The following is an 11,019-nucleotide window of genomic DNA, read 5'->3' on the forward strand; positions in this document are numbered from 1 at the left end:
TCATTTCGAAGGAGCTTGCGACTGAGAAATCTAACTTTAAAATGAGATTTCTCAATTGTTGCATTGCAACTCATTTCGAAATGACGGCCCTTCAATTTCGATATGAATTTCCGCTCATATGGAAATGAACCTATGGAAGAACAAAAAATCCAAAAAACCGAACTCAAAAAAGCTTGTGCCAATTGCGGTGCCGAACTTAAATACAAACCCGGTACCACAAGCATCACTTGCGAGTATTGTGGACATGAGGAAGCCATCTCAATAAATGAAAATGGATTCCAAGAACTTGAGCTTTATCCCTATCTGCAAGAAATGGGAAGGCAAAAGCACAGTGAGGAAATCTCCATGCTACATTGTAAAAATTGTGGTGCCGACCAACATGTGGAGGAAAACTATAAATCGCTGCACTGTGTGTATTGTGGACAACCCCTGGTTCTTGAGGATGCCTACAAGGAAAAGTGGATTCTTCCAGGAGCGGTATTACCCTTCCAGATTGATAAAAATAAATCCTTTCTCATCTTTAAAAATTGGGTAAAAGGATTATGGTTTGCCCCCAACAACCTGAAAAAAGCGGCTCTCGACCCTCAATTTACAAAGGGCCTTTATCTACCCTATTGGACTTTTGATGCGCAATTGTACGCATCCTACACAGGTCAACGCGGCGAATACTATTACCAGACCCGAAGGGTCCGAAATTCAAAGGGAAAAATGGTGACCCAACAAGTTAGGAAAACCAGATGGTACCCAGCATCCGGACAGGTGTCAGGTTTTGTGGACGATACCTTGATCAAGGCCTCGCACCAAAAAACAGGTCGGGTCCCGGGAAAAATCGCTTTTTGGGATTTAAAGAAGCTACAACCTTTTGATAGTGGTTTTTTGTCGGGGTTTGTCACGGAAAAATATACCATACCATTAAAAGATGGGCATTTGCATTCCAAAGAAGTGGCCAGAGGGATAGCCGATACTTGGTGCCGACGCGATATTGGCGGCGACACCCAACGGGTCACCAGCATGGACATGAAACTTACAGAGGAAACATTTAAACATATTTTGTTGCCCGTTTATGTAAGCGCATACCGATTCAATGGTAAGGAGTACAACTTTTTTATCAACGGTGACAATGGAAGCATTTCCGGAAGTCGCCCCTATAGTTTCTGGAAAATATTCTTTACGGTATTGGCAGCGCTTGTAGTAATTGGTGTAATTGTGCTTCTATCCAAGAAATAATCAATCCACAAACACCAAGCAAACCGGATTCGGATGACTGATTTCGTTTAAAAAAGTTAAGGTGCCGTTTTCCTTGTTCCTTTTAAAAACAGTAATGTTACTTGTCTTTTTATTGGCAACCAACAAGAATTCGCCCGTTGGGTCCATGGAAAAATTCCTAGGCCAATCCCCATGAACCGATTCTCTTCCCACCAATTCCAATTGACCAGACTCTCCATCCACAGCAAAAATCACGATGGTGTTCTCCCCACGATTGGAACCGTACAAAAATCTGCCGTCCGGAGATAAATGAAGGTCTGCACAGGCATTTTTGCCCTGGTAATCTTTATCCAATGTCGGAACCACTTGAACTTCCTGATAATTTCCGTTCTCAACCCTTTCAAAAACAGAAATGGTACTGTTCAGTTCATTGATGACGTACAATGTTTTCCCATTGCCGCCAAGGGTAAAGTGGCGCGGGCCTGCACCATCAGCAAATGGTATGGAAGGTTGTTCAGCAGGCACAAAGGTCCCTTCTTTTTTTACATATCTTTTTATGGCGTCCAGTCCTAAATCCGTCACCATAAGTCCATAAGCATCGAATTGGGCCATATGCGCATGCGATGTTTTCACGGTATCGAGGGGCTTATGATCTATTACTTGAGGATTGTCCGCCAAGGAACCATCTTCATTCAAGGCGAAAACAGAAAGATTTCCCCCAGTGTAATTGGCAACGGCCAGATGCCCATCCCCGGAAACTGAAACGTGGCAGGGGTGCGCTCCTTGTGTCCCCATGCTATTTTGAAGTTCCAATACATCCTTGTTCAAACTAAAGGCTGTAACCCCTCCTCCCAAACTATCAAAATTTGCGGTTTCCTGAACGGCATAAAGGTTCTTTTTGTCTTTCGAAAGTGCCAAATAGGATGGGTTGGTCAATTTGGCGGCTAGTTTTTGATTGGAAAGTTCTCCCGTATTTGCATCAAAGGTGTAGGTGTAGATGCCCTCGCTATCGCCATCGGTGTAGGTTCCAACAAATAGGGTGTACATGGGTTTTTCTTGAGGTTTTTCAGCGCAAGCGATTGCTAAAACAGCAACCATACCCGCTAGAATAATTTTTTTCATGAATGTTTAGTTAGGCCACACAAATTAAACATTCTAAATCAAACTGGAAGCATTTAAGAAAGTTCGGTCCTAATTTCCTTCTGAAGAAAAAATCCTGTTACAATAGTTGATAGCACATCCGCGATACAAAACGAAAGCCAAACACCTATCTCGCCCATAAAACTGGGAAGAATCAAAATCAAAGGAATAAAAAAGAAGCCCTGTCGGGTCAATGTGAGCAGCAAAGCAGGTACAGCCTTACCAATGGCCTGAAAATATGCGGCACCTATCAACTGAATGGCGATAATCGGGGTAGCAGCGAATACCAATCGCATTGCTAAAGGAGTGTGTTCCAAAACAAAGTTATTAGTTGCTATCTCTTCGGGTGATAACTCCGGTCGGTTGCTTAAAAACAGAGAAGCTATTTCCGAAGGAAACACCATCAAAACCACAAAAACTAGGGTTGCGACCAAAGCTGCATACTTAATAGCAGTGTATATAGACTCTTTTACGCGTTCATATTTTAACGCTCCATAATTGTACCCTGCGATGGGCAAAAAACCTTGAGTGACCCCAAATACGGGGAACAGAGCGAACATCAGCATTCTGCCGATAATGGCATAGACCGCCACCATGGCCTCTCCCCCTAAATTAAACAGTATGTTGTTCATTAGTAAATAGGTTATACTGGTAACGGCTTGCCTCGCCAAGGTCACAAACCCCAAAGAACCGATTTCCTGAAGAATGGGGCGATTCAACCCAAAATGGGAGACATCAATCTTTAGTTCGGAATTTTTAGAAAGAAAAAAATACAGCACATAGAAAAAGCACAAAAGATAACCGACGGTCGTGGCCCAGGCAGCACCTTCCATCCCCCAATCGAACACATAAATAAATACATAATCCATCAATAGGTTTCCTATGGACGGTATGATCATCGCCGTCATGGCAAATCGGGGTTTTCCCTCTGCACGGATAACTGTATTTCCCATCATACAGAGCGCTAAGAACGGTACACCGTACAAAATGATGGTGTAATAGATTTTTGCCGGATCAAAAATGGAACCTTTACCTCCAAAGGCCGGAATCAAGGCATCTACATAATAGAGTCCCAATGCCACCATGGTAACGGTGACCAAAAGTGTCAATGTAATCTGATTGCCGAAAGTTTTTAGGGCCTTTTCTCGGTTCCCCGCTCCGAGGGCACGTGAAATAATACTGGACCCTCCAATCCCTATGGCCATTCCCAATGCGGCAATAAAAAAGGATACGGGAAGCACTACGTTAATAGCGGCTATGGCGATGGACCCTATCCAGTTGCCCACAAAAATAGAATCCACCAGTACGTTTAAGGACATTACCAAAATACCGATAGAGGCTGGCACGGCCTGTTTGATCAGTAATTTGCCAATGGGTTCCTGCCCAAGTTCATCAGAAGTGATTTTGGCCATACAAGCGGGTATTCTAGGGTTTTATGGTAATCTTGAAATGTTGTAACCCAAAGCTACAACGCATTCACCAAATTCCCTTTGTTCTCCTCCAATTTTTCTGCGATACTGTCCCAAAGCGCTATTCTGTATTGCAATGCCTGTTTGCTATACTCCAATACATCTTTCCATTTTTGATCATTGGAACCACATAAGGCCTTAATCATTCGCAAGGCAAGCGGACCATGTTCATCACCGTCCAATTCAATGTGTCTTTTTAGGTAATATTCCAGCTTTTTATACTTGCTTGGGCCATTTTCGCCAGATTGTTCAATAATGCTTAGGAACATATCGGGGATTAGGTCTTCGCGACCAAAAGTAAATGCCGCCGCAATTATATGGGGCTGTCGGGTATTGATGACATCAAAGGTGAACTGAAGAAAATTCTTTTCGGCTTTGTTGAGTTCTGCCGCCTCAATTTGGTTGGAAATATTATCCAAACTAGTAAAGGAGGCTATGATTGCTTGCACTTTAAGCCTATCTGCTTTAACCTCCTGCATAGCATCCAAGTACATTTCAAAATGACTTTTGGCCTCGCCTTTTTCGTTAAAATCACTCTCTTCTTCCAAAACAATCTCATTTATGAAACGTGATACGGATGTGTCTTTGGCCGGATGCCAAGGCAAGTCAACACAAGTAAGGTGGCGCTGCAACGCTTTTAAAAGTGACATAAAATCCCAAACGGCGTATACATGGCTTTCCATAAAGGTTTTAATATCATCGACCGACTCCAACTGAGCGTAAAGCGGATGGTTTTTTAGTTGTTCACGAAGGGGTTGAAGCCCTTTCTCCAAGTTTTCAATTTTCATAGCAGTTCTTTTATTCTCTTGTTTCTACGGAATTTATCGGATGTTGGTTTCGGGCAATACATCATTTTCTTCCCATTCCTTAATCCATTTGGCCATCAATTCGGCCCAATCATCTCTATCGTTAAGGCAAGGGACATGAATGTAGTCGCCTCCACCTGCTTCTTGGAACTGTTCCTTGCCTTCCATGGCAATCTCTTCCAAGGTTTCCAAACAATCGCTTACAAATGCCGGAGTGATCACGGCCAATTTTTTGATGCCCTCTTTTCCAAACCTTTCAAACTCCTTATCCGTGAACGGCTGTAACCAAGGGTCGCTCCCTAGCCTAGACTGAAACGAAGTACTTACTTTTTCCTCGGGCAGGCCCAATTCTTTTTTCACCAGTTCGGTAGTATCATAGCACTGGTGCCTGTAGCAAGTGTTGTGGGCCACGGAATTGGTCTTACAACATTGTCCGTTGATTTGGCAATGAAACTTTGTTGGGTCCGATTTTTTAATGTGCCGCTCGGGAATCCCATGATAAGAAAAAAGTATGTGGTCGTAATCAAACCCCTGTAGACCTTCGGCGATACTTTTTGATAATATTTTGATATAATCGGGGTTACTATAAAAAGCGGGCAAAGTGGTCAGGTGCATTTCGGGAAAATCCTCTTGTTGCACCTCAAGTGCCTTTACCACCACCGTTTCGTAGGATGACATCGCATAGTGAGGGTATAAGGGTACCAAGAACACCTCATCTACCCCTTTATCTTTTAATTCTTGCAATCCTTCCTTTATGGACATGGAACCATATCGCATGCCAAGAGCCACTGGAAGGTCGGTATGTTTTTGTACTTTCTCGGCAAATCTTTCCGAAATAATGATCAGCGGGGAACCTTCTTCCCACCAAATCTTGGAATAGGCTTCGGCCGATTTTTTGGGACGTGTATTTAAAATGATGCCCCTTACGATAATATTCCGCAAAACCGGGTTCACATCTATAACGCGTTCGTCCATCAAAAACTCATCTAAATACGGCTTTACGTCCTTTGCTGTAGGGCTGTCCGGCGAACCCAAATTGACCAATAAAACTCCTTTTTTCACGGCTTTTTAGTTTAGGCCGCTAAAATACAACACCAAGTGGACTTCACCTTTTCCTAATCAGAATACTTTCTTATGGTTAAATAATCATTTTCGATTTTATCCAGTCCTACTGTGTGCTTTCCGCATTCTACCTTATTTTTGTTGATATGGAGTCTTTCTACGACAATGTTTCCAAAGAATCACTTATTTATTTGGGGGTTGCCCTTTTTGTTCTCATCGTACTGTATTGGAGTACTTCCGTTGTACTAAAACGTTTGGGCAAAAACCCAAAATATCTTCTTCCTAAAAGTGCTTTTCGGCGCTTGGCCTTCCCATTGGTTTTGATTTTTATATCTGTTCTCCTACGAATGAAGGCGCTACGTGACCTTCTGAACCTTGAAGATGCCGAGTACTGGTTTAAAAAAGCCAGCACCTTGCTTTTTATCTTTGCGATGGCCTGGGTAATGATCGCGATTTTGAAAATTGCCAAGAAAATCGTTATCAAAAACTACGATATGGGGGTTGCCGATAATTTGAAGGCGAGAAAAGTATATACGCAATTTACCATATTGGAACGCATCTTCATATTCATCATTATACTGTTGGGAATAGGGTTTATTTTGATGAGTTTTGAAGAAATCCGGGAAGTTGGCATCAGTATTTTTGCTTCAGCAGGTGTGGCGGGTATCATTATCGGATTTTCGGCCCAACAATTTATCGGTACCATATTGGCTGGAATACAAATTGCTATAGCACAACCCATAAAGTTGGACGATGTTGTAATCGTGGAAGGGGAATGGGGCAGAATCGAGGAAATCACACTGACCTACGTAGTGGTGAGCATTTGGGACAAAAGACGTTTGATAGTTCCTACCCCGTACTTTATAAACCAACCGTTCCAAAACTGGACAAAGACTTCTTCGGACCTATTGGGAACCGTTTTTTTATATGTGGATTACAACGTGCCGTTCGATAAAATCCGTGAGGAACAGACCAGAATATTAAAAAATACCGATTTATGGGACGGTAAGGTCGATGTGGTACAAGTTACCGACACCAAGCCGAACTATGTCGAAATCCGAACGTTAGTAAGTGCCAAGGATTCGCCCACTGCATGGGATTTGCGTGTACATGTACGGGAAAAGCTGATTGTATTTCTTCAGGAGAATTATCCTGAAAGTATCGCAAGAACTACTAGGTTAAAGGTTGAGCATCAGAATGAAAATGAAAACCAAACGGATTCCTAAGTTCAACTTCCTTTTTTGCCATTTGACAGAATTTTCTTCTGACTCTCATTGAGATAGTTATCTTTAGCGCAACTAAACTATGCACATGAAAACCCTATTCCCATTGTTAATGGGCATTCTTGTTATTTGTTATGGATGCTCCAAAAATGAATCACAACCACCTAATCCCAATCCTACAGGAGAGGATGAACAAGAAGAACCAACCACTGAGAACCCAGAAGAACAAGAGCCAGAAATGGTGACCTATTTCACATTTGAGGCTTTAACCAACACTGGTGATACCGACGATTGGATTATCATCCATGATGAAAATGGGGTTTTAGTGGACTTTAAGCCATTCGAATTCGGAGATATTTTTGAATTTCAGGTTCCAGAAGAACAACCGCAACCAGATAATTTAACCATTACATTTTTTAAATATAAAAACTCGGTTGATGGCGAAATGATGCATAACATTGAATCATATCCCAACATAGCTACTAAATCCCATTGGCAATACACTTCAGATCCTAGTGCAACCAATGAATTACCGAGAGAATCTTCCACGGGCAGTTTTAATATAACCGTTGAGAATGTCGTATCTCCAAAATACCGATGGATTTCTGATAGACAAGGTATTTTAGTGGCAACTAGCGGGCCAGACCTTCCTGGGTTTATTGATAATTATACCCATGAGAACATTCCGATTTATGATAACCCTGATTTCTTTTTTACAATTTATGATTCAAATAACGACCTAAAATACTACTCAATTGAAAACGTAAATGATGGAGATGATATAACAGTGGATTATTCAGACTTTAAATCCTTTGATAGTTATTTAGAAATTGTAATGCCTGACAACCCTTCAACCTATCAACTATCATCAATTTCGGCATTTTTTGATGAAGAGCAATCAATCGATTTGAGCGGAGGAAAATTCACATCATATTTCTTTGCGGAAACCGAAACACCCAAACCACTTAAGCTTGGTTACTTAGATTCCTTTTCCAAATATTTAAGTATTATAAGTTTTAACAGTGATGATTTTCTATATGCTTATTCAAAATTTGGAGAGAAACCTGATGAAATCATAATTCCAGATAACAAGTCGATCACGGTTTTAGATGGATCCATTTCCAACTATCAATTTGAAACCAATCTTGGTTTTCAAATGAAAGATATACTGTGGGAAGTTAAAGAAGGTGAAATATATGTCGATTTGATTCAAACAACTTGGAATGTGTTTTCGGCTCCTGATTTTTCGGGAACGATAGGAGAAATTCCAGAAGAAATACAATCATCCTATCCCAACTTAAGGATTGATGATTTAATTTTAACCTCAACAACCTTACATCTGGATTTCATCACATATCCTGATCTTTTACAGGTCGAGTTCATTAATCCAGAATTAAAAATATACTATAAGTCCCATGAATATTTTAGATTTAAACATTAAGGTATGCTTTTTCATACTCTTTACTCTAGGAATACCATCTACCACTTTTTCCCAGCAAATCACCTGTTCTCCGGAAGACAAATCCCTTTTCGAGACCAAAATTTCCGATTTGGAAAAAACCAGAGCTTCTAGTTTAGGCGATACAATTGCCTTGGTAGGTCAGTCTTTTTTGGGAACGCCTTACGTGGAAAAAACGCTTGAAGTTGGCGATACGGAAACCTTGGTGGTAAATTTTGGCGGACTCGATTGCACGACATTTGTGGAAAATGTGCTGGCCTTTAGTTTGATGCTTAAAGAACAACAAAGGAATTTTGAAGATTTCACTGAAAATCTTGAAACCGTTCGGTATAGAAATGGAGATTTAAACGGATATCCTTCGCGTTTGCATTACTTTACCGAATGGATACGCAACAACGAGAAAAAAGGGTTGGTAAAGGATATTACTGCCGACTTGGGCGGTGTGGAGCTGGAAAAACCCATCAATTTTATGGGAACTCATCGAGATTTGTACCCATTTTTGACCAGCGACGAGAACTTTGACGCCATGTTGACCGTGGAAAAAGAAATAGCCAAAGAAAAACTCTGCTATTTGCCGCAAGATCAAATCGAGAGCAAAGAACATCTTATCAAATCAGGGGATATTCTTGCTTTGGCCACTTCAATAAAAGGATTGGATGTGACCCATACGGGGATTGCCATCCATCAACCAGATGGAAGATTGCACTTATTACATGCTTCCAGCAAAAATGGTGAGGTAGAAATATCCGAATTGCCCTTGGCGGATTACCTGAAAAACATCAAAAGCAATATTGGGATCATTGTAGCAAGGCCGACTTTACTTTCGCTTTAAGCACCATTCAATAGCACCTAAAAGATGTTGACGGAACATGGGCTCATCAAAAGAATCTTCGGTGTGTCCTCCCCCTGTGTAAAAGGCCCTGCCACCATCAAATTCGTGGTACCAGGCAATAGGATGATTGGAACCATTGGTCCCACCTTCGTAGCTAGTCTCATCTAATTTGAGCAAAACGGTAACGTCCGGATTTAGATTTTTAAAGTTGTACCACTCATCGGTTCTTGTCCAAGAATCCTGCAAGTGCTCTGTGGACGGATGCGCCTTGCTCACTACATCAATTTTAGCTTCCCTCACATTGGGGTCGTTGGGGTGGTCTACAAAGTAGCCGCCCACTAATTTACCATACCAAGGCCAGTCATACTCGGTATCGGATGCACCGTGTACCCCCAAGAAAGCACCGCCTCCTTTAATGTACGATTCAAATGCACGTTGTTGTTCATCGTCCAGCACGTCCAAAGTAGTGCTCAAAAAAACCACAAGTTTGTAGTTGTTAAGGTTTGAAGTGGTAAAATCCTCCCCTGATTCCGTCTGTAAAGCGATAAAACCGTTTTCCCTTCCCAGTTCCCTAAGCGTCTGCACGCCCTTTTCTATTGATTTGTGCCTCCAACCTTTGGTTTTAGTGAATACCAATACCAGTTCCGGCATTTTTTGAGCTTCAGTTTCGGTTGTAGGTGTATCTTGTGCCGCCATCTGAAATACAAAACAAATGGATAGCAGGGACAATGTGAAGATTCTCATATGTTGTTTGTTTAGACGTTTGAAGTTAAGTATTTTTTTGGTGTGGTACCGAACTTCTTTTTAAAGGAGGCTATAAAATGGCTTGCAGTACTGTACCCGACCTTAAGTCCCACTTCGTTGACATTGTGCTTACCTGTTTCCAACATTTTACGGGCGTACTCCATTTTATAATCAAACAGAAATCCGAATACGGAATCCCCATAGATTTGCTTGAAGCCTTCTTTCAGTTTTTTTAGGCTCAGCCCAACCTCTTGCGATAGCTCGGCCAAAGTGGGTGGCTCGGCCATACGGGAAATCATGATTTCCTTTGCCATGCGAATACGTCTAACATTATCTTCATCGGCCAAATAGGGGCATTGCTCCAAATCGGCATCCTCGGTTTTGTTGAAATAGAGGGAAATCAGCTCGTAGACCTTGCCTTTCAGATACAATTTTTTGATGGATGGATGTAGGTTGTAGTTCATTAACTGACTAAGAACGACCGCCGTGGCCGGGGATACCATCTCTTGGGAATAGTATTTTTTCTCTTTGTTCTCTTCGCTTAAGAACGGAATGTAGTCAGCCTCATCGGAAAATAAAGAATGGAATTTTCTGATGGTCATCACCACCGATAGCAACCAAGACCCGGGTGAAACCACCAAATCCAGTGGCAAATCTTTTTGGGTATTGTAGAGCAACAAGGAATTTTCCTCGTTCACTTCCAAATAGTAGTTCCCTTCGTTAAAATTGAACTTGGATTTGCCTTTCAGACAAAAATGAAATTGAATATAAGAACTATCAATATCCCGTTCGATAAGCTTTGCCTCCTGAGCATCATTTTGAATTTTAAGTATGTAAATTCCATCCTCGACCAAAATTTCGTCGTAGGAACCTCTAGCGATGTTTTTCATATCCGATTTTAATGAATCTTTGTTTTTTAGTTAATTTAGAATCACTCTAAATTGTGATTTCAACAATCAAATTTATCAATAATAGCAACGTCTAACGTCATTTTCAATAAAAATAAACAATAAAATAACAGCATTGGTCATTTATAGTTCCGCTAGCGTTATTTTTTGACCTATAAGCCTGTTATTTT

At 41.3% G+C, this 11,019-nt stretch carries 10 protein-coding genes; 4 read left to right on the plus strand and 6 right to left on the minus strand.

What is annotated here, in order from left to right; genetic code table 11:
• The first annotated feature begins 132 nt into the window (after positions 1–132).
• Positions 133–1,227, plus strand: coding sequence for a TFIIB-type zinc ribbon-containing protein (locus tag GUA46_RS01170; RefSeq protein WP_176618962.1), 1,095 nt, complete (start codon positions 133–135; stop codon positions 1,225–1,227).
• On the opposite strand, the gene GUA46_RS01175 is transcribed toward GUA46_RS01170, so the two are convergent.
• From GUA46_RS01175 to hemH, 4 genes are read right to left on the minus strand one after another with little or no spacing between them, the layout of a single operon-like run.
• Positions 1,228–2,328, minus strand: coding sequence for a lactonase family protein (locus GUA46_RS01175; protein WP_176618963.1), 1,101 nt, complete (start codon positions 2,326–2,328; stop codon positions 1,228–1,230).
• A 53-nt stretch (positions 2,329–2,381) separates the two neighbouring features.
• Positions 2,382–3,758, minus strand: a complete 1,377-nt coding sequence (locus GUA46_RS01180; protein ID WP_176618964.1) for an MATE family efflux transporter — start codon at positions 3,756–3,758, stop codon at positions 2,382–2,384.
• 53 nt (positions 3,759–3,811) lie between these two features.
• The gene (locus GUA46_RS01185) at positions 3,812–4,603 is read right to left on the minus strand and encodes a DUF3050 domain-containing protein (RefSeq protein WP_176618965.1); all 792 of its coding nucleotides are present in this window, start codon (positions 4,601–4,603) and stop codon (positions 3,812–3,814) included.
• Positions 4,604–4,636: 33 nt separating this feature from the next.
• Entirely contained in the window at positions 4,637–5,683 is a 1,047-nt protein-coding gene (gene hemH / locus GUA46_RS01190; RefSeq protein ID WP_176618966.1) for a ferrochelatase, read from the minus strand.
• Positions 5,684–5,829: 146 nt separating this feature from the next.
• On the opposite strand from hemH, the gene GUA46_RS01195 reads away from it, so the two are divergent.
• From GUA46_RS01195 to GUA46_RS01205, 3 genes are all read left to right on the plus strand, one after another.
• Positions 5,830–6,909 carry a mechanosensitive ion channel family protein gene (locus tag GUA46_RS01195; RefSeq protein WP_176618967.1) on the plus strand — a complete coding sequence of 360 codons (1,080 nt, stop codon included), beginning with the start codon at positions 5,830–5,832 and terminating at the stop codon, positions 6,907–6,909.
• Between the two features lie 103 nt (positions 6,910–7,012).
• Complete coding sequence (locus tag GUA46_RS01200) at positions 7,013–8,347, plus strand: hypothetical protein (RefSeq protein WP_176618968.1); 1,335 nt, start codon at positions 7,013–7,015, stop codon at positions 8,345–8,347.
• A complete protein-coding gene (locus GUA46_RS01205) occupies positions 8,322–9,197 on the plus strand; it encodes an N-acetylmuramoyl-L-alanine amidase-like domain-containing protein (RefSeq protein ID WP_218109493.1) in 876 nt (291 codons plus the stop codon). The genes GUA46_RS01200 and GUA46_RS01205 overlap by 26 nt, the downstream gene beginning before the upstream one ends.
• Here GUA46_RS01205 and GUA46_RS01210 read toward each other — a convergent pair.
• Both GUA46_RS01210 and GUA46_RS01215 read right to left on the minus strand, forming a co-directional pair.
• A complete protein-coding gene (locus tag GUA46_RS01210) occupies positions 9,183–9,941 on the minus strand; it encodes a ThuA domain-containing protein (RefSeq protein ID WP_176618969.1) in 759 nt (252 codons plus the stop codon). The two genes, GUA46_RS01205 and GUA46_RS01210, sit on opposite strands and share 15 nt — an antisense overlap.
• Positions 9,942–9,952: 11 nt before the next feature.
• Entirely contained in the window at positions 9,953–10,831 is an 879-nt protein-coding gene (locus tag GUA46_RS01215; protein ID WP_108245503.1) for a helix-turn-helix domain-containing protein, read from the minus strand.
• Between the last annotated feature and the right edge of the window lie 188 nt (positions 10,832–11,019).

The organism is Flagellimonas chongwuensis, assembly GCF_013376415.1.
Lineage (GTDB): Bacteria > Bacteroidota > Bacteroidia > Flavobacteriales > Flavobacteriaceae > Flagellimonas > Flagellimonas chongwuensis.